The following is a 25,233-nucleotide window of genomic DNA, read 5'->3' as shown; positions in this document are numbered from 1 at the left end:
CCCTTTATTTAATTAAATTACAAGTATTAAACATTTCTTCTATAGTTGTAATTCCTTTAATCACTAAATTCTTACAGGAATTTTCCAAAGTAGTCATACCCTTTTCTATACTTAACCCCCTAATAAAACTACTTCCCCTTTTTAACAATATAGCTTCTTTATGTTTATCTTTAATTTCCATAACTTCAAATATTCCTATTCTGCCATCATATCCTGTATATCCACATGCTTTACATCCAAGTCCTCTTGATAACTTATTAATTTTTTCAATACCTAATATATTCACTTCAAAGTCCCTTGGAGTGTATTCCTCCTTGCATATATTGCATATCCTTCTTACTAACCTTTGAGATATTATACCTGCAAGTCCTGAAGCTATCATATAGGGTTCTACATTCATATCTAATAATCTATCTATAACAGATGCACAGTCAAATGTATGAATTGTACTTAAAACCATATGTCCTGTTATTGCGGCTTTCATAGCAATATTTGCAGTTTCTCCATCTCTAATTTCTCCAACCATTATCACATCTGGGTCCTGTCTTAAAATAGATCTAAGACCAGATGCAAAGTCAAATCCTATTGTCTGGTTAACATTTATTTGAATAATGTCCTCCATATTTTGCTCAACAGGATCCTCTATAGTAACTATGTTCTGCCCAGAAAGGTCTAACTGTCTTATTAATGTATATAGTGTTGTGCTCTTTCCACTCCCCGTAGGTCCAGCAACAATTATAATTCCATTTTTACTATTTAAGAATTTTTTCACTATATTTAAATTGTCGTTTAATAATCCTATCTCATTAATACTCTCACCATTTGCCTCATCTTGAAAAATTCTAATAACAATTTTTTCTCCATTAATTGTAGGCATTGTTGATACTCTAAAATCCCATGACTTATTATTACTTTTAAAACTTAATCTTCCATCTAATGGTAATCTTTTTTCAGATATGTCTATTTTTGATAATACTTTTATTCTTGATATAACTGAATTGTATGAGGATTTGTTAAACCTAAAGCCTTCTCTAATTACTCCATCTATCCTAAATCTTACTTTATAAAATTTTTTAAATGGTTCTATATGTATATCACTTGCTTTAAGATTTATTGCTTCATGAAATATAGTATTAACAAGCTTTATAGCAGGGGAGTCTAATTCAATTGAACTGTTCTCCCCATATGATTCTACTTTTATATCACTTAGTAGTTTATATTCAGTTTCAGAAAGAAAATCATCTATGTAATCCTCTATTTCTTTACTTTCTTTTACGTAGAAAAAAGCAGGGTCATAACCACAAATAAACTTAATATCTTCCTTACTTATGTCAACTAGTGGATATTTAACTAATATATCCATTGTTTTTTTATGGTTATCAATTTTCATAGGTAGCATTGTATACTTTTTGCAAAAATACTTTGGCAAAAGCATTGCAGCCTCTGGGTCTATTTTAATCTTAGAAACATTAATAAATATTTCATTTGATTTATTTTTGCTTATAGACCTTATAATTGAATTACCCTTAAACTCACTTTTAGCACTAAACAATTCTATCTACTCCTAGCTTAATAATTAACAGCTATTTCCTCGCAAATATCATCTATTAATGTTTTATCTAACTTTTCTCCCCTAAAAATCTCCTGGGCATACACAGCCTGCCCAACTAGCATTGATAGTCCATTTTCCCCTTTTAAGCCAAGTTCTCTTGCTATTTTTAAAAACAATGTTTCTGATGGATTATAAATAATATCTAATGCCACATCGAATTTTGATATTATATTTTTGTCAATAGGTGTGCTATCAATATTTGGATACATTCCACATGGAGTACAGTTAATAACTATGTCTTTACACTTTATATCTTTTAGTTCATCATAGGATAGTATATTATAGTCTTTAAATTCCTTATTTTCCCTAGTTGATTCCTTGTGTCTACTAACTATTGATATAGATTCTGCCCCATTATCAACTAAGTACTTTATAATTGCTTTAGTTGCTCCTCCATCTCCTAATACATATGCACTTTTTGACCTTGGAGTAACATTTGCCCTTTCCATCATATATCCAAAACCATAGTAATCAGTATTGTAACCGTAACACTTACCATTTGAAAATCTAATAGTATTTATTGCTCCGATTGCCTTTGCTTCACTTGATATTTCATCCATAAAAGGAATAACACTACTTTTATAAGGAATTGTAACGTTAAGTCCTCCTATTTTAAGAAGTTTAAATCCTTTAAATGAGTTCTCTAAATTTTCCTTTTCAATTTCGAATATGTAATACTTGCCATTATAATTTGTTTTTTGAAATATCTTACTATGAATTTCTGGAGAGATACTATGCCCTAACTTTTCTCCAATTAACCCAAAAACATTTTCCATATATTACCTCCATTATAATTATTAACCAGTATTTCTTTTCTATACAATTATATAATTTTCAAATACTTAACTTAAAACATATAAATATTATACCTTTTCATACATTTTTTTTCTATTATTTATATCTTATTACTTTTATATTAATGCATAAAAAAATACAAGGCATATACCTTGCACTATAATTTATTATAATTTTACCCTTATTTAATTAATATATATCTACAGTTTTTATCTTTCTATAGGATAAGTATATTATGTATAGAGATATTATTATGCGAGTTATAACTTTTAACATAATAATACCTACAAGTTCTATAGCAACAATGTTAATAAACTGAATTACTACAAAACATATAAATATTCTCATTGATAAAAATCTAATTTTTTTACTTGTATACTTTCTACATAAAATAACCGAAATCATACCAACTGCAATAAAAGAAAACCATATATCAAAAATATTAATAAATGTATAAAATGAACAAAGTAAAAAGTTAGCATTATTATCTCCTAAATTAAAGAAGTAATTTAAACTATGTACTTGTCCATTTAGAGAAAATAGACAGATTGTTATTCCTATGTAATAGGTTATAAAAACAACTAATTCAGAAAGCAGATATCCATTAATTATAGAGCTATAGGGTTTTGGAGTTAAAAATAATATTCTACTTCTCCCAAACATTATACTTTTAAACCTTAATATTGGAGATAAAAGTGCTAGTATTGTCATAACTGCTACTAAGAATGCCGTAATATAATTCCCAAAGGACATAACTTCATGTAGTAATATTGTTAAAAGGGATAATGAAACAAGACCTAGAGTATTAGCATAGTTTAAATCTAATAAATATCTAAAAACTTTTTTCATTACTTTCCTCCATAAAAAGTTCCCTTATAGACTGTATTCCAAGCCCCTTTAAATCATCTATACTAGAATATATTGCAACCTCTCCACTTTTAAGAAATATTACATCATCTAGTATGTATTCAATTTCAGATATTAGATTTGTACTAATTATCATTATTGAACCCTCTTCAAAATTATTAAGTATAGTATCTATAACTCTTACTCTGTCCTCAGGGTCAACCCCTGCTAATGGTTCATCTAGTAGGTAAACCTTTGCTTTTCTAGAGAAAGTCAGTGCAACATTTAACTTTTCAAGATTTCCTCGTGACAAAGTATTTATCTTTTTACTTAAATCTATTTGAAATTCCGCAAGCATTCCCTTAGCATTTCCTTCATTAAAATCCCAAAAAAACATTTTATAAAACTCTAATGCTTCTTTAACAGTCATTCCCTTAAATAATATATTTTCATCCATCATATATGAAACTATTTCTCTACTTTTATATCCTATTTCTTTATTAAATATAGTAATCTTACCACTTGATGGCTTAACTATTGAGGATATTATCTTTAATAATGTAGTTTTCCCACTACCATTTTTCCCAATTAAACCAACTATTCTATTTCCTTTTATATTTAGGTTTATATCTTTCAAAACCATCTTGTCATATGATTTATATAGATTTTCAATTATAATCATGATTCCACTTATCCTTTTATCTAAATATATTAATTACTAACTACTTTAGATTTCTATAATATAAGTCTTATTCTTTTTTCTTATGTTACCCTTTAAAGCTTCATTAGTCAATAAAATGGGATAGCCGTAGCTATCCCTGATCTAATTCTTTTGCAAGTTTTTTAAGTGCTTTTTTCTCTATTCTAGATACATAGGATCTTGATATTCCAAGATTCTCTGCTATTTCTCTTTGAGTTTTTGGCTCGCTACTTAGTCCATATCTAAGCTTAATTATTTCTTTCTCTTTTCCTTCTAGTACACTTTCTATCATATCGTATAGTTTTCTCACTGATATTTTGTATTCTACTTCCTCAAGTACCACATCTCCGTCTGTCCCTAATACGTCGATTAAACATATTTCATTACCTTCTTTATCAACCCCAATAGGATCTTGAAGATATACTTCAGACTTTGTTTTTTTGCTCGATCTAACACTCATTAGTATTTCATTTTCTATGCACCTTGCTGCATAAGTTGCAAGCCTGTTCCCTTTTTTATAATCAAAGCTTTCAATTGCTTTAATAAGTCCCACTGTGCCTATAGAAATCAAATCATCTGCATCTCTTATTTGTGGACTAAACTTTTTAATTATGTGCGCTACAAGTCTTAAATTTCTTGTTATAAGTTCCCCTTTAGCTAAACTATCCCCTTCTTTATACTTTATAAAAAGTTCTTTTTCTTCTTTTTCATTTAAAGGAGTGGGAAATGAGTTCCCGTTACTTACATATCCTACAAGAACAAATACATTTTGAAAAAAATTAAGAAACATTTCCGGTAACAAGCTTAACCCCCCTAAAGATTAGGTCTCATATTCAGTATATGAGGCTTTGTTAAAAATTGTGCATTGATTCTTAATATAAATTAAGACACTTAATTAACTTCTTTAGGTTAAATACTGTTATATTTTAAAGATTATTTTCCTCAATATCTATATCTTTATTTTTTCTTCTAGGTGGAAGTGGCCCAAAATATTGGTAATAATAACATTGAAGAGTACCATTATAAAGCTTTCTATTTTTAGTTGCTTTCTTCCCATAGTGCTTTTGAAACTCTGGATGAGATGTAATAACAAAAATAGACCATGTATCAAGTTCTTTAAAAACTCTTCCCATATCCTTATAAAGCTTATTAACTTCCTTTGTTTCACCCATTCTTTCTCCATATGGAGGGTTAGTTATTATACATCCATATTTTTTCTTTGAGCTAAACTCTTGGACAGGCAATTTTTGAACATATATATAATCCTCAAGTCCTGCAAGTCTTATGTTTTCCTTAGCAGTATTTAGCACTCTATAGTCGACATCTGAACCTAATATTTTAAATTCTTCATCGTTTATAAGTCCTCTCGCTTCTTCACGAAGCTCATCCCACATTTCTTTTTTCATATTTGGCCATGTCTCTGAAACAAACTCACGATTAAGCCCTGGTGCAATATTTTTACCTATAAGTCCTGCTTCTATAAGAATAGTTCCTGAACCACAAAATGGATCTACAAGTGTTCTTGATGGATTCCATCTACTTAAAAGAACAAGTGCTGCAGCTAGTGTCTCCTTTAATGGTGCATCTCCTGCATTTTCTCTATATCCTCTTTTATGTAATCCTTTACCTGATGTATCAATTGTTAATGTTACAATATCCTTAAGTATTGCAACCTCCGTTTTATATACTGGTCCATCCTCTGAAAACCAATCTGTTTTATACTTTCTTTTCATTGATTCAACTACTGCCTTTTTAACTATAGACTGGCAGTCTGGAACAGAATAAAGTTTTGATTTAACTGACTTTCCTGTAATATGCATTTTACCATCTTGAGGTATAATGTCACCCCAATTTACATTCTTTGTTCCCTGAAACAGTTCCTCAAAACTTTCAGCCTTAAACTCAGCAGCCTTTATAAGTACTCTATCTGCTGTTCTAAGCCAAAGATTACATCTTGCTATATCTCTTTCATCACCTTTAAACTCAACCTTAGAATTTTCAACCTTTAAATCTTCATATCCTAAACTTCTCAGCTCATTTGCAACAACACTTTCAAGTCCAAATGTCGCTGTAGCTATTAACGTATACTTCATTTAACTTCTCTCCTTAAGACTCTTCTTATTTAGTACATATTATATTGTAACTAAAAAGCTCTCTTTATGAAACACTAACCTATGATTTTATGTGATTTAATTAGTAATATGTTGGATTTATTTTGATAAAAGATATAAAATACTAATTAGAGGTGATATAAATGTCAGATGCAAATCTAAAATTCTTTATTTTTAATAATAATGTTTACCCAGTTGAGGAGTTTGATAATCTATACGTAGAGGATAGCTCATCTCTTTATGAAGTTCTAAGAGTTAATGAGTCAGTTCCTTTATTTTTAGAGGAACATTATGAAAGACTAATTTCATCTGGAAAAATAATAGGACATAATATTAGCTTAAGTTTTGATGAATTGAAATCACAAATACAATTAATCACACAAAAAAATAATGTTGTTAATCACAATATAAAAATAGTAATCAATAACTTACATAATGAAGTTCCAAATATTTATTACTTTTTTATAAAAACTAACTATCCAGATGCCTCACTATATGAAGAAGGTGTAAAAACCTTTCTATATAGTGCAGAGAGAGATAATCCAAACGCCAAAATAATAAATACAAACCTTAGAAATACAATCAACACTCTACTTGAGGAGAAAAATTGTTATGAGGCAATTCTTGTAAATAGTGATGGATATATCACTGAGGGTAGTAGGTCAAACCTATTCTTTATAAAGGATAATACACTTTATACAACTGAAGGTAAGGATGTTTTACTTGGTATTACAAGAAAAAGAATTATTGAACTTGCAAGATCAAATGAAATAAACACTATTGAAAAACCTATACATATAGATGAACTAAAGGATTTTTCATCTTTATTTATTAGCGGAACATCTCCTAAGGTTTTACCTATTAATGCAGTAGATTCACTTAAATATAGTACTAAGGATAGCTTGCTTTTAAAAATAATGAAGATTTACGATAATGAAATAAATTCATATATATCTTCCCATAAATAAAAAGAGTCCCTAAGATTAATCTTAGGGACTCTTTCACACATTTTGGGGATTGTTATAAAGTTATATTTCAATTTATAAGTTAATTACTTTTCCAATATCCGTGTATGTTGCAATAAGCCTTTGCCACAACATCATTACTATCAATATTAAATAGTGCTTCAGGTTTATCTGATGGATTTAGGTACTTTCTATATACTCTGTCATTTGTATATACCTCTATCCACTCTATAAAATGCTTATCTTCCATAGGATGCTCTACACTTCCTATTTTAACAAGAATTCCACCATCTACTCTCTCTATAACTGGTACATGCTTTTCAGTTGAAGCATCTACAGTATTCTCTTCTTGTAGATTCATTGGCTTTCCACAACACACTAGTGTTCCTGCTCCTGATTTTACTACCTGCACAATGTTGCCACACAATTCACATTTATATAATTCATTTAATTTGCTCATTTATAACTCCTCCTAACAGATAATAATTATTTATTAGTAATAATATACCATTATCCCTTTAAAATTGCAAGACTTTTCTAACTAATTTCACTTCATTTAATATATTCCCCAATATAAACTCTCTTTATAAGTATTCTAAGCATAAAAAAACTATACTAAATTTAGTATAGTTTTTTATCTAAGAATTCCAGGGTCTATTAAAAGCCTTTTCCCTAATTATCTTATTAACAAACTCCCTTGATGTAAATTCAATATTGTCTATTCTCTTTATAGGATATATTGCAGATACTGAGTTTGATATAAATGCCTCATCCATTAGCTTTATATCATCTAACATAAGCTTTGTCTTCTTAACTTCATATCCATTATCCCTTGCAAACTTTATTATATCCTCTCTCATAATACCAGGAAGTATGCCACATGTTAAGCTAGGAGTATAAATAACATTATCTTTTCTAAAGAAAATATTAGCATAGGATGTTTCACAAACTTGATTATTGTAATTTAAAAATAAACATCCGTCATAACCTCGTTTTTTAGATCTTATATCTTCTAAAACGTTTTCTCCGTAATTCAAAGTTTTAAAATATGTAAATATACTTTTAGGATCCCTCTTTACAGAACTTACATAAAGTGATATTCCATTATTAAACCCTTCTTTTGTATAACTTGGTTTTCTTATTTTAAATTTAAGTTCACCATTTAAAAGTATAGCCTTTAAAACCCCATTTTCCTCATTTGATTCCTTTATAAAATCATTTATACCTTTCTTAAACTTCTCAAAATCATAATTATATAAAACATTAAGGACCCTTGAGGCCCTTAATAATCTTCTATAGTGATTTTCTAATCTTTGAGGAGTTTTATCTTGAAAGTATACGGTTTCAAATGGTGTTAAGCCAAATGCAATTGATGAATCAAATAAATCCATATACTAATCTTCCTTCCCTGTTAAAGATCTATTTATAGCTTTTCCCTTGTGTAGAGTTTCTTCGTATTCTTCTTCAGGATCAGAATCCCAAACCATTCCTCCACCTACACTATAAAATACTCCTTCATTTGTGATAACTGGAGTTCTTATAGCTATGTTAAAGTCAAAGTCTCCATTATTTGATATATAACCTATAGCACCTGTATATATTCCCCTTGAAACACTTTCAAGTTCATCTATAACTTCAAGTGAACGAAGTTTTGGAGCCCCTGTTATAGATCCTCCTGGGAATGTCCCTCTAATAATATCACCAAATGTAGTATCAACACTAACATCCCCTGCAATAGTTGATACTAAGTGATTTACAGTGGCATATTCTTCAACATCGAATAAACTTTCAACTCTTACTGTCCCTGGTATGCATACCCTTGAAAGATCATTTCTTTCAAGGTCTATAATCATTAAAAGCTCTGACCTTGTTTTTTCGCTATTATATAGATAATCCTTTAGTCTTTCATTTTCATCTTTATCATCTACCCTTGGTACAGTTCCTTTAATCGGTCTTGTTGTAAGTATATTTCCTCTTTTTCTTATAAACTGTTCAGGTGATGTTGATAAAATATAATTACCCTCTGAAATATCCATAAATGCATTATAAGGCCCACGATTAACTTTCCTAAATGTAGAATATACATCATATGGGTTTACACTACCGTATCCTGAATACTGCTGCGCTATATTTACTTCATATACGTCTCCCTTTTTGATGTAATCACGAACAGACTTTACTCTATTTTCAAACTCTTCTTTTGTGAAATTAGATGTTAACTTTACCCCTTCAATATCTTTTCTTGGATATTCAAGATCCTTTAAAGATTTTAACTCTTCTATTATTTCTTCATTATCTGTATATATATATGTCTTTGAATCTACGTGATCAATTACCACGAAGTCTTCATAATATCCAAAATAAATATCTGGAATTTCAAAGGAATTAGGGTTGGTCCTAGGAACTCCCATTAACTCCATTCCATAATCATATGAAAGATACCCAACAAACCCTCCATCAAATATAAGACCAGTTCCAAGCTGTTTTTTTTCTAAAATTATTTTATCAAGAGTACTTAGTATATCTTCTTTAACTTCAGCTTTATTTCCGTCTCTTTCTACATATGTTTTTCCACCTGCATAGCTTATAACTTCTTTTGGATTAAAAACAATTATAGAATAGTTTCCTGTATCTTTAACCTTTAAACTACTTTCAAGAAGATGTGTGTTTTTGTCTTTTACCTTCATATAAGTATAAAAAGGATCTAGGCAGTATTCTAGTGTAGTTAAAGCCATTATTTGTCACCTCTTAAAAAGTTTTTTAACATATCAATACCATGTTCCGTTAGTATAGCTTCTGGATGAAATTGTACTCCTTCTATTCTATACTCTTTATGTCTTACTCCCATTATAACTCCATCTTCAGTTTCCGCAGTTATTTCAAGCTCCTTTGGAAGTGTTTCCCTTGAAATAGAAAGTGAATGATATCTTGTAACATTTAAAGGATTCTTAAGCCCTTTAAATACTCCCTCATTATCATGTGTAATAGTATGAACCTTTCCATGAACAGGTTCTTTCCCTTGCAATACACTTCCTTTAAAATAATGTCCTATACATTGATGACCAAGGCATACTCCAAGTATAGGAATTCTTCCTTTAAACTTATCTAGCACTTCAAGTGGTAGTTTTGCTTCCTCAGGAGTACCTGGTCCTGGAGATAGGACTATAAAATCTGGGTTCATATTTTCTATATCTAATATAGTTATTTCATCTCTTCCCTTTACTATAGTTTCTTCACCTAACATTATAAAATAATTTTGTAGATTATAAGTGAATGAATCATAATTATCAACAATTAGTACCATGAAATCAATCCTCCAAGCCAAAAATACTCTTCTACTATTCTATCATAAATTCTTTAGATTTAAATGTATTTTTAGAGTTATTATGCCCATATACAACATTTTTTTTCCTTATTAGATTAACCATTTCAACAAAATTCTAACCTTAACTTCTTTATTTTGCCTTTTGAAATAAACTAAGTTATAATTAACTTAACTAAATATGAGTTTGGAGGTAATTTTATGAAAAATAAGATTCTTATAATTCTTCTTTCACTAACAATGTCTTCCTTAATATTTACATCATGTACTAAAAAGGATGTAGAAACTACAAGCAAACCAGTTACTACAAGCACTCCAAAAACTACATCCTTAGATTTAAAAAGTTTTCTACCATATTCCCAAGGAGTTACTTTAACTTATAAATACAGTGGTACTTCTAAGGAAATAAATGCGAAGATAGAATCAGTATCTGAAAACTCAGTTACTGTATCCCATGGTAAAAGTTCAAAGATTGAATTTAATAACGAGGGTCTAATACTAAATGGAGACTTCCTTTTAAAACTTCCTATAGAAAAAAATGCTTCTTGGGACTCATCAAAGGGAAAGGTAACAATTAAAAATTTAGATTATGTACTATCTACTCCTCTTGGTAATATATCAACAATTGAAGTTTTAGTTGAAGGAGATACAAAAACTACATACTATTTTGCTCAAAACCTTGGTGTAGTTAAAGTAACAACAGATGATGGCGAAAAAATTAGCGAACTTGATTTAGTACGTATTTCATCACCTTCAGTATCTTCAGATTCTAAAGATACAACTCCAAAACCTGATAATACAAATACGATAAAAACAAAGGTTAGTAAACTTTACTACTACGATGGCAATGAAGATGCTATAGTTTACACTTCAGCAAATACTTCAATTAGCGAAAAGGACGCCCCTAAATTCTTTGAGGATAAGTTTAAAAATCCACCAAAGGATACTCTATCAAAACTTATGCCGTCAACAACAAAAATAAAAAGTATTAAAGTAGATTCCAAAACATCAACTCTTACTATGGATGTTTCAGAAGTTTTTACTGAATCAATGAATCTTGGAACAAGCTTTGAAACTGGTATTCTACAAGGAATTGCAAATACACTTGGAGATGCATATAGTTGTAAAAAAGTAATTATTACAGCTAACGGCAAAGATTTTATAACAGGACATGTTGAAATAAATGCTGAAAATCCACTTGAAACTAGTATAAATGAATCTAAGGAATTGAAATAAATTAAGCCTTGGGAATTTTCCCAAGGCTTATTATTTTTATTGCAAGATAAGTTACTATTCAGCCTTTTCCTTAACTATCATATCAAAAGGCTTTAGTTCTTTTTCACATTTTATTTTAAATATCATTTGAGGATGTGGAGCTGATTCAATTTCTTCTCCATTTTCATTCCAAATAGTATCTAGAACTAGTGAGAAGTTGTCATTCTTTGGGCTTAATATTTCAACTTCTTCTCCCTTACATATCTTATTTCTTTGTTCAATAGTCGCGATTTTTGTTTCCTTGTCATAACCTACAACAAGTCCCATTATCTCATGACTTCTTTCATACGTTACAGTATCTAGAATTTGCTTATCTGGCTTTCCGTAATAGAATCCAGTTGAAAATGCTCTATGACTTGATCTAGAAACCTCTTCCATCCACTTAGGATTATACTTATATTCTTCTTTATTTTCTAGGTAAGCGTCAATTGCCATTCTATATGCCTTTATAACACTTGCTACATAGTATGAACTTTTCATTCTTCCCTCTATCTTAAAGCTCATTATTCCACTTTCAATAAGATCTGGAATATGTTCAATCATACAAAGATCATGTGAGTTTAGTATATAAGTTCCTCTTTCATCCTCTGTAATTTCGAAGTATTGTCCTGGTCTTTTTTCTTCCATTAGATGATACTTATATCTACAAGCATGTGAACAAGCTCCTCTGTTTGCATCTCTACCTGTCATATAGTTAGAAAGAAGACATCTTCCTGAGTATGACATACACATAGCTCCATGAACAAATGCTTCAATTTCCATATCCTTTGGCATTTTTGCTCTCATTTCTTTAATTTCTGCCATAGATAATTCTCTTGCAAGAACTATTCTTTGTGCACCTAGCTTATGCCAAAATTCAGCTGTTTTATAATTCGTGTTGTTAGCTTGGGTACTTACATGAACCTCAAGGTTTGGTGCAACTTCCTTAACAACAGAAAATATACCAAGGTCAGATACAATAACAGCATCAATCCCAACTTCTTCTAATGTCTTTATATATTGTGGCATTGCATCTATATCACTATTGTGTGCAAATATGTTAACAGTAACATATATCTTCTTTCCCCTTGAATGTGCAAATTCAACTGCCTCTTTCATAGTTTCAGGATCAAAGTTATCCGCCTTTGCTCTTAAACTAAATAACTCTCCACCTATATAAACAGCATCTGCTCCATATATAATTGCTGTTTTTAACTTTTCTAAATTTCCTGCTGGAGCTAGTAATTCTATCTTACTCATTTTTGCCACTTCCTATCTTACATGTTAATGCAATACCATCCCCAATTGGAAGTATTACAGTTTCTAAATTTTTATCATTTGAAATATTTTCTAAATATTTTCTCATTCTTTTAACTATAGTTATCTTTCTTCTAATAAGAAGGTCATTAGTCGCTACCATCCCTCTAAATAATACATTATCAGAAATAAGTAGCCCACCTACCTTAAGTTTTTCAAGGCATTGTTCTAGAAAATGATCATAATGCCCCTTTGCAGCATCAAGGAATATCATGTCAAATTCTCCTTTAACATCACCTAAAACCTCAAGTGCATCACCTTTAATTAGGGTAATATTTTTGTCATACCCAATCTTTTTTATATTCTCTACTGCAATAGCTTCCATCTCATCACTTCTTTCAATAGTTGTTACATGAGAATTATTTCCTGCAGCATTTACCATAACAGAAGCAGAATATCCAATAGCTGTTCCTACTTCTAGTATGTTTTTTATATTGTGAGACTTTATTATAACTCTTAAGAACTGTGCTACTTCCTTATGTATAATAGGAACATGATTTTCTATAGCATAATCCTCCATAGTTTTAATATAGCCTTCATTATCTTTTATTAAACCTCTTATATAGTCCTCTATATAATCGTGACTTACACTACTCATAAGTGCCTCCTCATAACAATTAAACCTTTAACTTGATATATAATTATAATTACCTATATATATCTTACTACAAAATCCTAAATAACAAAAATTTAATTATAAATCACACAAAAAATAATACATGGTAAGCCATTAAAGACCCGCCATGTATTACTTTTATTATATACTGTTAGAGGCTTTTTTAGCCTTTAAAAATTCATTATAATCCTTTGTAAAGAAATGCTTACCATTATTTTGCAGTACAAAATATATATAATCATGACTCTTTGGGTCAGCCGCTGCCTTTAGCGACTTTATCCCAGGATTTGATATAGGTCCTATTGGAAGACCAATATTTCTATAAGTGTTATAAGGAGAGTTTACCTCAAGATCTTTATAATATAATTTATCCTTATGCCTACCTAATGCATATAAAACAGTTGCACAGGACTGAAGCCTCATCTTTGACTTTAATCTATTATAAAATACTCCTGAAATTATAGGTCTTTCCTCATCACTTCTAGCTTCCTTTTCAATTACTGAAGCCATTTTAAGAATTTCATCCTCACCTACAGAAAGTCTTTTAGCACCTTCTTTAACAATAGGATATGCATTATCTTCGTAGCTTTCAAGCATTGCATTTATAATTTCTTGATTGCTTGAACCTTTCCTAAATTCATAGGTATCTGGGTATAAGTACCCTTCTAGACGAATTGGCCTACCCTCTGAAGCAGTGCTTATAAACTTAAATGAAGAAAAGTCACCTTTATTAATTTCATTCATAAAGCTATTTTTATCTGTAATAACTCCATCTGAAACTAATTTATTAGCTATTTGGACAGCTGTAAACCCCTCTGGAATAGTAACCTTAATTAAATAATCACCATTTACCTTATCTCCTGCTATACTGTCTAGCATAGATTTAACAGATACACTAGTACTAAACTTATAGGTTCCAGGTTTAACATCCTTTGCGTCCTTAAAATCAAGGTACATAGATGCTACAAGAGGAATCTTTACAGCCCCAAGCTTTTCAAGTTTTTTTATAACTGCTGACTTTTCATCACCTTTTTTTATTCTGACTTCAAATGTTCTATCTCGAGATGAAACTGGCATGTAAAGATATATAAATGATCCTATGATAGGTATTATTACTACTAAACAAACTAATATAAAAACCATTAGTTTTCTTTTAGACTTCATTAAATCACCACTCACTAAAATATAATAAAATCATTATACATCTTATACTATATTCTTACAAGTTTTTACTTATTTCTTTGTGCTCTCTTTCTAGCTGTTGGGTCTAAAGTTTTCTTTCTCATTCTAATTGTCTTAGGTGTTACCTCTACTAGTTCATCACTTGAAATAAACTCTAATGATTGCTCAAGAGATAATTCAGTTGCTGGAGTAAGTCTTAATGCTTCATCTGCTCCAGATGATCTTGTATTAGTTGCTTGTTTCTTTTTACATACATTAACATCAAGGTCTTCCGCTCTTGCACAAACACCAACTATCATACCTTGGTATACAGGAACTCCTGGCCCTACAAATAAAGTTCCTCTATCTTGAGCATTAAATAGTCCATATGTTACAGATTCTCCTGTTTCAAATGCAACAATTGCTCCTCTATTTCTTTCAGCTATATCTCCCTTAGCTGGTTCATATCCTTCAAATAAGTGATTCATTATACCATTACCCTTAGTATCAGTCATAAACTCACTTCTATATCCAATAAGTCCTCTTGCAGGAATCTTAAATTCTAATCTAACATATCCATCTACTGCTGAAGTCATATTTGTCATTTCCGCTTTTCTTTGACCAAGTTTTTCCATAACAGAACCCATGAATTCTTCAGGAACGTCAACAGTTAGAAGTTCAATTGGTTCACACTTAGCTCCATCAACCTCTTTATAAATAACATTTGCTCTTGAAACTTGGAATTCATATCCTTCTCTTCTCATAGTTTCTATAAGAACTGAAAGATGTAGTTCTCCTCTACCTGATACTATAAATGTATCAGCTTGTTCTGTTTCTTCAACTCTAAGACTTACATTTGTTTCAAGTTCCTTCATAAGTCTGTCTCTTAAATGCCTTGAAGTAACATAGTCTCCTTCTTTACCAGCAAATGGACTATCATTTACAGTAAACGTCATTGATAGTGTTGGCTCATCTATATTAACAAAAGGAATAGCCTCTGGATTACTAGCATCTGCTATTGTTTCTCCTATAGCTATATCAGTTATACCAGATATAGCTATAATATCTCCAGTAGTTGCTTCTTCAACTTCTTCTCTCTTAAGACCATTAAATGTATATAGTGTAACTATTTTACCATTTCTTGTTTTTCCATCTGGGCTACAAATAGCAACTGGTTGATTCTTCTTAACAGTTCCTCTTTGAACCTTACCTATAGCTATTCTACCTACATATTCATTTGAATCTATAGTAGTAACTAGCATTTGAAGAGTTTCTTCTTCATTTCCTGAAGGTGCTGGAACATTTTCTATAATTGTGCTAAATAATGGTGTAAGATCAACTAATTCATCTTCCATTTTAATCTTAGCAACCCCAGCTTTACCTGAAGCAAATACAACTGGGAATTCTAATTGCTCATCATCTGCTCCAAGCTCTATAAATAGTTCAAGTACTTCATCTATAACTTCTTCAGGTCTTGCACCTGGCTTATCAATCTTATTAATAACAACTATTGGCTTAAGTTTTAGTTCAAGAGCCTTTCTTAAAACGAATCTTGTTTGAGGCATAGCCCCTTCAAATGCGTCAACAAGTAGAACAACACCGTCTACCATCTTTAGTACTCTTTCAACTTCTCCACCAAAATCAGCATGTCCTGGAGTATCTATTATATTAATCTTTAAGTCTCCATAAACTACAGCAGTGTTTTTTGAAAGTATAGTAATTCCTCTTTCCTTTTCAAGGTCATTAGAATCCATCATTCTTTCATTTACTTTTTCATTATTTCTAAATGTACCACTTTGCTTAAGCAGTTCGTCAACAAGTGTAGTCTTACCATGGTCAACGTGTGCGATTATAGCAATATTTCTTATATTTTCTCTAGTGAAATTTATCATAAAAACCTCCAAACTTTCCGATTGTAAAAAATTGGAAAATAACTTTCTAAACAAACAAGGATACCACAAATTTGTGACATCCTTGCTTATTCTACATTATGTATATATTAATTGTCAATGAAAGTTTCATCTCAATCTACTAAATATTTTACATTTTTTAATATTTCTTAACAAAACTTTCATATAAAAATTATCTCCATTTAAATGAATAACAGTTAAATTATTAATACCTATATCGCTTTTTATTTCCTTATCCTTGCTTCTTAGAGTTTCTTCCATTGTAAAAAAGTTTAAGTTAAATTTAACCCAAAGAATATAATGTGGAATATTTTTAAATGTGCATAACTTAAGTTTTGAAATATAAGCATAATTTACATACTTTTTTTTTCCTAGGCATTCTTTTATATTCATTAAATTTTCCTTATCTAAATCTAACTTAGTAAAGGATGATTCATGAATTTTAGGTCTTTCCCTCTCCTTTATTCCCTGTTTACATTGGAACTTCATACGTGTATATTCCTTTTCGTATTTAGAAGCAGTTTCATAATTTTCTTTTCTTATATAGTAATTTATTATATCTTTATAACTTTCCACTCCTACAAAGGGGTTTAGTTTTACTGCTGATTCTATATAATCTATTCCTTGAGAATTATCTCCTGACAAAAGTAGCTTTCCAACAATACTTCTTATCTCTGCATTTGAGGGATATGCAAGGCAAAGCTTTTTTCCTTCAACTATTGCTGTGTTAATACCTGCAAATTTCACTCTTAAATCCATGTAAGTTTTGAAATCTTTTTCTTCCAATTGATAGGCTGAAAATGCAATTACTAATTTTTCATAAACTTCCTTTTCACCTATAATCTTTTTTGAAAGTGTGTTCCAAAGTTTCTTCTTTTCTTTATACCAAACCGAATTAAACTTTTTTATAATTTTTTCAAAACTTTTACCTAAAATTCTTGCAGCATTATCCCCAAACTCATACTGAAAATTTTCTATTTTATAATTTATAAGTTCTATTCTATTAAGTGATGTACCCATAAATAAAAGAGTATCCCTATCACAATTTTTCATAACCTTTAACGCCTCAATAATATTTCTTCCACTTATGTTCTCATTTAAATATTCATTCATAATTGTAAATATATTTTCTGGAGGCATTCCATCTTCCTCAAGTGTTTTGTTTACTTTTTTTATAAATATATTTTCAACCAAATACCTATGAACATAGTTTTTCAAGATCATATTAGCAATCTCTTCTTTTGTGTATTCTCTAATTAAAATTTCATCTGTTTCTATATAATTTTCCCTAATTATTAGTACTGAAACTTCCTTATAAAATATATAGAATCCTTTAAGAATGGGCTTCATAAAAAAATCAAAAACTTTATTTGTTTTTATTAATGCCTTATCATCATTAAACATATATTCAAGGAATAAATATGTATTTCTAATTTTTCTATTTTTTCTTTTATGATGTTTAGAACTTTTACAAATAGCAAATGCAATTGCAAGCTCTACTTCCTTTTCGCTATATCCGAGTAGAATTGGAAGCCCTATAACTAGCGAGGCTCTTTTTCTTCCCCATACTCCAAATCTTTTCTGAGTTACTATGTCTACTTTACATTCATCTGTTATTATTATATTATGAATCTTTACACCTTTAAACTTATCTGTTAATGACCTTACAATATTCCATAGCATCTCATAATTATCACAATCTATATAAATTCCTTTTATTTTTTTACTCTTTATAAATATTAAATTAATTAGTACATAGAACAATATTAATGATGATACTAAGAATATAAAATATGTATATATTGATGAGTCCTTTTTAATTGTAATTACATACATGAAAGCAATAATAGCCATAATTAATAATATGACTCCCCCATAAATCATATAAAAAGATTTACTTAAAAGAGAACAAATCCTCCTATAATGTGAAGGCTTTATCCTATAATATCCTCTAATCTTACCACTGGAAATCATTTCATCTAATTCCTCCTTTACCTATATAATAACATAAAAAAAATCCCCAGTGGGGATTTTTTAAACTTCCATTATTATAGGAAGTATCATAGGCTTTCTCTTTGTTTTTTGATATAGGTAATCTCTTAATTCATCTCTTATATTTGATTTTAAGGCTGACCATTCTCTTATTTGATTTTCAAGACAAGTCTCTAAGCAATTTCTTACTATTATCTTTGCCTCATCCATTAAATGTTCTGATTCTCTAACATATACAAATCCTCTTGATATTATATCTGGACCTGCAATTACCTTACCTGTTGTTCTATCTATAGTTACAACAACAGTTAATATACCATCCTGTGAAAGATGCTTTCTATCTCTTAAAACAATATTTCCAACGTCTCCAACACCTAACCCGTCAACTAGAACCTGACCTGCTGCAACATTTCCATTAATTCTTGCGCTATCCCTAGTTAATTCAAGTGTTTGACCTAAATCTAAAATAAATACATTCGATTTATTCATACCCATTTTTTGGGCTAAGTTAGAATGCTGTTTTAAGTGTCTGTATTCACCGTGTACTGGCATAAAGAATTTTGGCTTTGTAATTGAATGTATAAGCTTTAACTCCTCTTGAAATGCGTGTCCTGATACATGAATATGAGAGATTGATTCATAAATAACATTTGCACCTTTTTTGAATAGTTGATTAATAACCTTTGATATAAGCTTTTCATTACCTGGTATTGGAGAAGCAGAAATTATTATTAAATCTCCTTCTATAATCTCCACCTTTCTATGTTCTGAATTACTCATTCTAGAAAGGGCTGACATAGGTTCACCTTGACTTCCAGTTGTAATAATTACAATCTTATTCTTAGGATACTTTTCTATATCATCAATGCTTACAAATATATCCTCTGGTCCATTTAAATAACCAAGTGTACGTGCAACCTCAACTATATTCTCAATACTTCTTCCTGATATAGCAACCTTTCTTCTATACTTATAGGCTGCGTCAATGATTTGTTGTATTCTATGTACATTAGATGCAAAAGTTGCTACTATCACTCTACCTGTAGCCTCTGAGAACATTCTCATAAAAGTGTCTCCAACAGCTTTCTCTGATACTGTACTTCCTGGTCTTTCTACATTAGTACTGTCAGCAAGTAATAGTAATATCCCTTTCTTACTAAGTTCTGCAAATCTTCCAAGATCCATTACGTCTCCATTTATAGGAGTGTAATCAACTTTAAAGTCTCCTGTATGAATTATTATCCCTGCTGGAGTATGTATTGCAAGTGAACATGAATCTGGAATACTATGATTATTTCTTATAAACTCTACACTAATTTCATCAAAGCTTATAATGTCCCTTGGACTAACTACTTTTAAAGTTGATGAGCTTAATATTCCGTGCTCCTTAAGCTTAGTCTCAATTATACCAATAGTAAGTCTTGTGCTGTAAACTGGTACATTAAGCTGCTTTAAAAAATAAGGAAGAGCTCCTATATGATCTTCATGACCATGTGTCAACACAACTCCCTTAACCTTATCCTTGTTCTTTATTAGATAAGATACGTCTGGAATTACAATATCAACACCGTACATCTCTTCATCTGGAAATGCAAGACCACAATCTACTATTACGATTTCATTTTTCGTCTCGATTACCGTCATGTTTTTTCCGATTTCGTTAACTCCACCTAGAGGAATAACTTTTACTTTTTCTTTTCTACTCAAATATATCTTCCCTCCTTATTTCAAGTCAACCGATCACCTATATAAATAAAATTATACCTTTCAAGTATAATGTTTATACTATTTTAATATTTCGTCTATTATAATTATGTACATAATAAATATTTATTAAAACTATTTATCTTTTTTAGAACACTTTGTGCATATACCATAAAATTTAACATCATGATTTGTTATTTTAAAGTCATACTTAGTCTCCACTTTGTTTTCAAGACTTTCAAGTAATACATCCTCAACCTCTTCTACTGAGCCACATATGTTGCATATTAAATGGTGATGCTGATGTGTTTCATTAGAATGAACAAGTTCATATCTACTGCATCCATCATCAAAATTAAGCTTACATATCACCCCTATTTTCTCAAGAAGTTGAAGGGTTCTATAAACTGTTGCAAGTCCTATTTCAGGACAATCTATTTTAACTATATCATAAACTTCTTCCGTAGACAGATGTTTTCCTTCGTTTTCAACTACTACATCAAGTACCGCTCTTCTTTGTGGTGTAAGCTTATAGCCTTGTGTCTTCATCTGTTCTTTTAAAATATTATATTCTTCATTTGAAAAAATAGCCATTTATTACACCTCACATGATAAATTTAATTACAATTATTATAATTCTACAGTCATGCTTCTTTATTGTCAAGGAATAATCAATTGAAAATGATTATTAAACAAAAATATACTCCTAAAGTATAGGAGTATATCTTATATTAACGTTATTTTTTATTTTTAACCTTAGATGAAGAGCAGGAAAGACAATTTCCTGAACATGCTGCGCTACATGCTAAGTTTGCTCTGCATCTTGGACAAACTACAGTATCTTTAGCTAAATAGCCACAGGTTGGACATTTTATTTCCATATAGTCACCCCTATTACATTAATATTTGAGCCAGTGCTCCACCAATTATAAATGCAAGGATAAAGCTTCCAAGCCAAATACTTATAGCCTCTGTTTTACTTCTTTCCTTAAATATAATCATAATAGCAGCTATACAAGGAACAAATAAAGTAATTGTTACTAGAGAAACTATTGTTTGCACAGGTGTAAGTGTAAGTGCTGTAAGTCCTGCTGCCCCAAAGTCTCTTCTTATAATACCCATAACAAAAGCTGTTGCTGCTTCCTTTGGAAGACCTAGGAAGTTCTCTGTTATTGGTGCTACAGCATTTTGAATCCACACTAAAATATGGGCTTCATTAAGTACAGTAATTATTACAGCTCCTAGTGCAAACAAAGGCGTTGCTTCCATTACAAACATCTTAGTCTTTGTCCATGTTTTTAATAAAACATTAGAAACCTTTGGTACTCTAATAGGCGAAAGATCTATAAAAAGGTCTGATGAATTTCCTGGTAAAACCTTATTAAGTATAGTTCCTGCAGCAACAAAGACAACAAGGATTGTAAGTAGATATATTGTCATATATTTAGCTCCAAGAGGTGAAATTAACCCTGCTATAACACCAATTTGAGCCGAACATGGAATAGTAAGACCAAGAAGTGCCGTAGCTATTACCTTTTCTCTTCTTGTTCCAAGAAGTCTTGTTGTTATAGTAGCCATTGTTACACAACCAAATCCAAGTATCATAGGAATTACCGCTCTACCGTTTAGTCCGAAAAATGATAACACTCTATCTGTAAGTGCTGCAAGTCTTGGAAGATATCCTGAATCCTCCATTATAGCCATGAATAAATAGAATGCTACAACTAGAGGAAGTAGAAGCCCAAATACATAACTTACTGTTAATGTAATAACTCCAAATTCTCCTGCAAGAAGCTTATATATAAATCCACTATCTCCTACAACTGAGGATACTATACCTCTAACAAATGGTTCGAAAATTGGTTGAAAGAAATTACTTAAAAGAAAATCAACAAGATCTCCAGCTACAAATGTACCTATAACCTTAAACATAACATATAGTATAGCAAGTAGTATTGGTATACCTGTTAAAGGACTTAACATATAGTAACCTATTTTTTCTCTAATGCTTTTACCACTAGCATCTGTAATTATTATACTTTTAACTATACTATCAACTTCTTGTCTTCTAGAACTATATATCTCTTCTCTTTTATTTGGTGACTCTATTTTGTACTTTTCAAGCGTAGCCTCGTCCTCTTCACCTATCATTAAGGCTTCACTTTCAATTTCAACTATGTTTTTATACTCCCTAATTATATCTTCTATATGGGAGTTAATATTTCCTACCTTAGCTGAGTAAATTTTTTCTTTTACTTCAGCTAATCCCTTTCCCTTTGTTGCAACTGTAGGTATAACTGGTACTCCTAAAAGATTACTTAGCTTGTCTATGTCTAGCTTTATACCATTTCTCTCTACGTCGTCCATCATATTAAGAGCAACTATTACTTTTTTTCCTGAATCTATAATTTGTTTTGTTAGGAAAAGGTCTCTTTCTATATGAAGAGCGTCAACTACATTAAGTATTATATCCCCTGTTAATATAACATCCTTTGCAACTCTTTCCTCATCGTTAAATGATGATACTCCATAAACTCCAGGTGTATCTATTACTACATCATTTTTAAACTTTCCATGTGATATATCAACTGTTGTTCCTGAAAAGTTTGAAACATCTACATATATTCCTGTTAATGCATTAAAGAATACAGACTTACCAACATTTGGGTTACCTGCAAGTACTATTGTTTTTGCACCCTTTGGTATATCAATTTTTAATTCTTGACAACAACTCATTTTCTACTGCCTCCACTACATTAGTTCTATTTCAATATTTTCTGCTAAATTTCTCCCTATTGCAATTTCTTGCATTCTACTACTTAAAACTACTGGTCCAAAGGGTATTTTTGCTGAGCAATTAACCTTAGCCCCTTCATAAAGTCCAAGTCTTATAGCCTGTATTTTGATATTAGCGTCATTTATTTTTTTAATAAGAATACTTTGTCCTCTTTTTGCATCTGATAATTTCATATTCTTCCCTCCAAAACGAAAATCATTCTCAATCAAACTTTATATAATTCCTGCGTCTTTTATTTAATATTATTATAAAGTAATTGATAATCAATGTCAATACCTAAAAATAATAGGATATTTCATCTGAAAGTTCAATACTGTCAACCTTAATACTACATCTATAAACATGTACACCAATACCGATATCAAGTGCTTCTTTTAGCATTACCCCAAATCTTTCATCTATCTTATAATTTGGGGTAAATTCTGTGATGTAATCCATAAAACCAATAATTACAATAGCACCTTTATATCCATTTTCCTTAGCATTTATTAACTCTCCTATATGCTTTCTACCTCTACTAGTTGGAGCATCTGGAAACTTAAGTATACCATCCTCTTCATATGTTCCACATTTAACCTCAATAAAACACTTTTCTTCACCTTCAACTAGGAAATCAAATCTACTATTTTTATATGTTACTTCCCTTTTTATTGTTCCACTTACCCAATTTATTTTATTATTATTAAAAGCATCTTCAAAAACGTTATTTGCAAGGGCAGATTTAATACAAATAAGCTTATCTTTTTTATTAACAAACATTAAAGAATACTTTGTTTTTCTCTTTGGATTATTTGAAGCTTGTAGAATTACCTCAACACCTGTATGAAGCATTTCAGCCATTCTTCCTGTATTTGCAACATGTGCAATTTCTATCTTATCATCTACTAAAACCTCAGCTTCAAACCTATTTAATCTTCTTAAGAATATTGCATTTATCTTTTCTCCACCTATTTCAACAGCCATTGTCTCCTCCTAAAAACAAGAGACTTTCCTAAAAGGTATCCTTTTATGGAAAGTCTCTCTTAAATATTATTCTTCGTCTTCAGCGTCTTCTGAATCTAGCCATTCTTGGTATACATCAGCAACCTTATCAAATTCGCTATCATCTTCTACAACTTCAAGGATATCTGAACCTTCTGCATCCTTACCTATTCTAAAAACAACTGCTGAATCTTCTTCATCTCCAGCTTCTACGTCGTATAGAATTGCGTATTCTGTATTATCAACATTAAGCACAGTTATAACTTCGAAATCTCTTTCTACACCTTCTTCATCAGTAAGGCTTATGATGTTTGTATTTTCTTCCATGTAAAACACCTCTATTCTTAATTATATTAACCATTCTAATGTTTTAGTACCTCTTTTGTCAACTTTATCTATAGCTTGGATACTCTATCTAGGTAAGTTTGGAGAATATAGGTAGCTGCTACGGTGTCTACTACCTTTTTTCTCTTTTTTCTAGACATATCTGCTTCAATTAAAGTTCTTTGTGCTGCTGCAGTTGTTAACCTTTCATCTTGTAGTATTACTTCTAGTCCTGTTTTGTTTTTTAAAGCCTCTGCAAATGCTAAACTTCTCTCACCAGCTTCTCCTACTGTACCGTTCATATTTTTAGGCATACCAAGTACAATTTTGCTAACTGAATACTCATTTATAATATTTTTTATTTCTTCTATATCTTTTTTTAGTCCAATTCTTTGAATTGTTTTTACTCCCTGTGCAGTCCATCCTAATGGATCACTTACAGCAACCCCTATGGTTTTAGTACCAAGATCAAGTCCTATTGTCCTCATAACTTTCCTCCAATAAAAATTTTAACGGTACATAGCTGCACCGTTAATTATTGTAAAATAATATACTCTAAAATTATTTATCCTTTAAGTAACTTTTTAGAAGTTCCTCTACTATCTCGTCTCTTTCTATTTTTCTAATTTGACTTCTTGCGTTATTGTGACTAGTTATGTAGGTTGGGTCTCCCGAAAGTATGTATCCAACAAGTTGATTAATTGGATTATATCCCTTTTCTTGAAGAGCAATATAAACAGTTTTAAGTATTTCTCTTGCCTTAGCCTCTGTTTCCATGTTAACGCTAAACTGCATTGTTCCTTCATGGCGTTCGGTCATTGTAACC

General features: G+C 30.5%; 26 protein-coding genes. 2 read left to right on the top strand and 24 right to left on the bottom strand.

Annotation, left to right across the window (positions count from 1 at the left end):
• Positions 1–4: 4 nt before the first annotated feature.
• The 6 genes from CLCY_RS08835 to CLCY_RS08810 all read right to left on the bottom strand — a co-directional run bounded on the left by CLCY_RS08835 (position 5) and on the right by CLCY_RS08810 (position 6,046).
• Positions 5–1,552, bottom strand: a complete 1,548-nt coding sequence (locus tag CLCY_RS08835; RefSeq protein ID WP_048570770.1) for a GspE/PulE family protein — start codon at positions 1,550–1,552, stop codon at positions 5–7.
• Between the two features lie 17 nt (positions 1,553–1,569).
• Positions 1,570–2,388, bottom strand: coding sequence for a shikimate dehydrogenase (aroE, locus tag CLCY_RS08830; protein ID WP_048570769.1), 819 nt, complete (start codon positions 2,386–2,388; stop codon positions 1,570–1,572).
• 208 nt (positions 2,389–2,596) lie between these two features.
• On the bottom strand, positions 2,597–3,256 hold the full coding sequence (locus tag CLCY_RS08825) for a hypothetical protein (protein WP_048570768.1): 660 nt from the start codon (positions 3,254–3,256) through the stop codon (positions 2,597–2,599).
• Complete coding sequence (locus CLCY_RS08820; protein WP_048570767.1) at positions 3,240–3,935, bottom strand: ABC transporter ATP-binding protein; 696 nt, start codon at positions 3,933–3,935, stop codon at positions 3,240–3,242. Before CLCY_RS08820 ends, CLCY_RS08825 begins: the two co-directional genes overlap by 17 nt.
• Before the next feature lie 130 nt (positions 3,936–4,065).
• Positions 4,066–4,743 (bottom strand): RNA polymerase sporulation sigma factor SigK, encoded by a 678-nt coding sequence (sigK, locus tag CLCY_RS08815; RefSeq protein WP_048571151.1) that lies wholly within the window; start codon positions 4,741–4,743, stop codon positions 4,066–4,068.
• Positions 4,744–4,879: 136 nt separating this feature from the next.
• Positions 4,880–6,046 (bottom strand): THUMP domain-containing class I SAM-dependent RNA methyltransferase, encoded by a 1,167-nt coding sequence (locus tag CLCY_RS08810; protein WP_048570766.1) that lies wholly within the window; start codon positions 6,044–6,046, stop codon positions 4,880–4,882.
• A 161-nt stretch (positions 6,047–6,207) separates the two neighbouring features.
• Between CLCY_RS08810 and CLCY_RS08805 the strand changes: the two genes are divergently transcribed.
• Positions 6,208–7,032, top strand: coding sequence for an aminotransferase class IV (locus CLCY_RS08805; protein WP_048570765.1), 825 nt, complete (start codon positions 6,208–6,210; stop codon positions 7,030–7,032).
• Positions 7,033–7,111: 79 nt separating this feature from the next.
• Here the strand turns inward: CLCY_RS08805 and CLCY_RS08800 are convergent, their stop codons facing one another.
• The 4 genes from CLCY_RS08800 to CLCY_RS08785 form a co-directional block, all read right to left on the bottom strand.
• Positions 7,112–7,489 carry a desulfoferrodoxin gene (locus tag CLCY_RS08800; protein ID WP_048570764.1) on the bottom strand — a complete coding sequence of 126 codons (378 nt, stop codon included), beginning with the start codon at positions 7,487–7,489 and terminating at the stop codon, positions 7,112–7,114.
• A 178-nt stretch (positions 7,490–7,667) separates the two neighbouring features.
• The gene (locus CLCY_RS08795) at positions 7,668–8,420 is read right to left on the bottom strand and encodes an aminotransferase class IV (RefSeq protein ID WP_048570763.1); all 753 of its coding nucleotides are present in this window, start codon (positions 8,418–8,420) and stop codon (positions 7,668–7,670) included.
• 3 nt (positions 8,421–8,423) lie between these two features.
• Positions 8,424–9,764, bottom strand: a complete 1,341-nt coding sequence (gene pabB, locus CLCY_RS08790; RefSeq protein WP_048570762.1) for an aminodeoxychorismate synthase component I — start codon at positions 9,762–9,764, stop codon at positions 8,424–8,426.
• Entirely contained in the window at positions 9,764–10,333 is a 570-nt protein-coding gene (locus CLCY_RS08785) for an anthranilate synthase component II (protein ID WP_048570761.1), read from the bottom strand. Before CLCY_RS08785 ends, pabB begins: the two co-directional genes overlap by 1 nt.
• Before the next feature lie 219 nt (positions 10,334–10,552).
• Here CLCY_RS08785 and CLCY_RS08780 point away from each other — a divergent pair, with 219 nt between their 5' ends.
• The gene (locus CLCY_RS08780) at positions 10,553–11,587 is read left to right on the top strand and encodes a GerMN domain-containing protein (protein WP_048570760.1); all 1,035 of its coding nucleotides are present in this window, start codon (positions 10,553–10,555) and stop codon (positions 11,585–11,587) included.
• A gap of 54 nt (positions 11,588–11,641) precedes the next feature.
• Here the strand turns inward: CLCY_RS08780 and CLCY_RS08775 are convergent, their stop codons facing one another.
• From CLCY_RS08775 to CLCY_RS08715, 14 genes are all read right to left on the bottom strand, one after another.
• Positions 11,642–12,865 carry a peptidase U32 family protein gene (locus tag CLCY_RS08775; protein ID WP_048570759.1) on the bottom strand — a complete coding sequence of 408 codons (1,224 nt, stop codon included), beginning with the start codon at positions 12,863–12,865 and terminating at the stop codon, positions 11,642–11,644.
• Positions 12,858–13,520, bottom strand: coding sequence for an O-methyltransferase (locus CLCY_RS08770; protein WP_048570758.1), 663 nt, complete (start codon positions 13,518–13,520; stop codon positions 12,858–12,860). The genes CLCY_RS08775 and CLCY_RS08770 overlap by 8 nt, the downstream gene beginning before the upstream one ends.
• 159 nt (positions 13,521–13,679) lie before the next feature.
• Complete coding sequence (mltG, locus tag CLCY_RS08765; protein ID WP_048570757.1) at positions 13,680–14,702, bottom strand: endolytic transglycosylase MltG; 1,023 nt, start codon at positions 14,700–14,702, stop codon at positions 13,680–13,682.
• A gap of 65 nt (positions 14,703–14,767) precedes the next feature.
• Positions 14,768–16,591 (bottom strand): translational GTPase TypA, encoded by a 1,824-nt coding sequence (gene typA, locus CLCY_RS08760; protein ID WP_048570756.1) that lies wholly within the window; start codon positions 16,589–16,591, stop codon positions 14,768–14,770.
• Between the two features lie 126 nt (positions 16,592–16,717).
• Positions 16,718–18,463 carry a hypothetical protein gene (locus CLCY_RS08755; protein WP_152668137.1) on the bottom strand — a complete coding sequence of 582 codons (1,746 nt, stop codon included), beginning with the start codon at positions 18,461–18,463 and terminating at the stop codon, positions 16,718–16,720.
• Positions 18,464–18,643: 180 nt separating this feature from the next.
• On the bottom strand, positions 18,644–20,308 hold the full coding sequence (locus tag CLCY_RS08750) for a ribonuclease J (RefSeq protein ID WP_048570754.1): 1,665 nt from the start codon (positions 20,306–20,308) through the stop codon (positions 18,644–18,646).
• Between the two features lie 132 nt (positions 20,309–20,440).
• Positions 20,441–20,899, bottom strand: a complete 459-nt coding sequence (locus tag CLCY_RS08745) for a Fur family transcriptional regulator (RefSeq protein ID WP_048570753.1) — start codon at positions 20,897–20,899, stop codon at positions 20,441–20,443.
• A gap of 143 nt (positions 20,900–21,042) precedes the next feature.
• On the bottom strand, positions 21,043–21,186 hold the full coding sequence (locus CLCY_RS13780; RefSeq protein WP_161797119.1) for a hypothetical protein: 144 nt from the start codon (positions 21,184–21,186) through the stop codon (positions 21,043–21,045).
• Positions 21,187–21,199: 13 nt separating this feature from the next.
• The gene (gene feoB / locus CLCY_RS08740) at positions 21,200–23,041 is read right to left on the bottom strand and encodes a ferrous iron transport protein B (protein WP_048570752.1); all 1,842 of its coding nucleotides are present in this window, start codon (positions 23,039–23,041) and stop codon (positions 21,200–21,202) included.
• 15 nt (positions 23,042–23,056) lie between these two features.
• Positions 23,057–23,275, bottom strand: coding sequence for a FeoA family protein (locus CLCY_RS08735; RefSeq protein WP_048570751.1), 219 nt, complete (start codon positions 23,273–23,275; stop codon positions 23,057–23,059).
• A gap of 103 nt (positions 23,276–23,378) precedes the next feature.
• Positions 23,379–24,065, bottom strand: coding sequence for a DNA/RNA nuclease SfsA (sfsA, locus tag CLCY_RS08730; protein ID WP_048570750.1), 687 nt, complete (start codon positions 24,063–24,065; stop codon positions 23,379–23,381).
• A gap of 66 nt (positions 24,066–24,131) precedes the next feature.
• Positions 24,132–24,410 carry a DUF1292 domain-containing protein gene (locus CLCY_RS08725; RefSeq protein ID WP_048570749.1) on the bottom strand — a complete coding sequence of 93 codons (279 nt, stop codon included), beginning with the start codon at positions 24,408–24,410 and terminating at the stop codon, positions 24,132–24,134.
• 68 nt (positions 24,411–24,478) lie between these two features.
• Entirely contained in the window at positions 24,479–24,895 is a 417-nt protein-coding gene (gene ruvX / locus CLCY_RS08720; protein WP_048570748.1) for a Holliday junction resolvase RuvX, read from the bottom strand.
• 73 nt (positions 24,896–24,968) lie between these two features.
• Positions 24,969–25,226, bottom strand: coding sequence for an IreB family regulatory phosphoprotein (locus CLCY_RS08715; protein ID WP_048570747.1), 258 nt, complete (start codon positions 25,224–25,226; stop codon positions 24,969–24,971).
• Positions 25,227–25,233 lie beyond the last annotated feature (7 nt).

It is taken from the genome of Clostridium cylindrosporum DSM 605, assembly GCF_001047375.1.
In the GTDB taxonomy this organism is placed as follows: Bacteria; Bacillota; Clostridia; order Clostridiales; family Caloramatoraceae; genus Clostridium_AB; species Clostridium_AB cylindrosporum.
This window is presented reverse-complemented; position numbering and strand designations above follow the sequence as displayed.